1 protein-coding gene is annotated in these 415 nt (G+C 69.6%); it reads left to right on the forward strand.

Features of this window, described 5'->3' with window-relative positions:
- The coding region (locus tag AB4Y31_RS31830; RefSeq protein WP_368677428.1) for a type IV pili methyl-accepting chemotaxis transducer N-terminal domain-containing protein at positions 1-415 on the forward strand (415 nt) is incomplete at both ends.

Genomic DNA, 415 nt, shown 5'->3' on the forward strand with positions numbered 1-415 from the left:
TGACATCTCTGCGGAAATCGTCGGCGAGCTCATCAATCTGGCCGGGCGTCAGCGCATGCTCTCGCAGCGCGTGGTCCTGCATGCGCTGCTCGGCTTGCGCGGCGTCGCCGCAGCGCTCGGCGTCGCGCGCGAATGCCTCGACAGGTTTGCGGCCTCGCACGCTCGGCTGGTGGAGGGCGACGATCATTTTCCCGGCGTGTTCTCGACGGCGTTGCGCGAACTCTATTTCGGCGCACGCAAGGCCGACGAGCGCATTCGGGCGTTCACGCAGCTCGCCGCGCACGCATGCGCGTGCCTCGAGCGCTCAGTCCATGCCGGGGCGGCCGATAGCGGGTGCGAGGCCGCCGTGACGGAACTCACCGCTGCCGCCACGCCGCTGCTCGACCTGCTGCAGGCGCTGACCCAGGCGTACCAG

It is taken from the genome of Trinickia sp. EG282A (assembly GCF_040965455.1).
In the GTDB taxonomy this organism is placed as follows: domain Bacteria; phylum Pseudomonadota; class Gammaproteobacteria; order Burkholderiales; family Burkholderiaceae; genus Trinickia; species Trinickia symbiotica.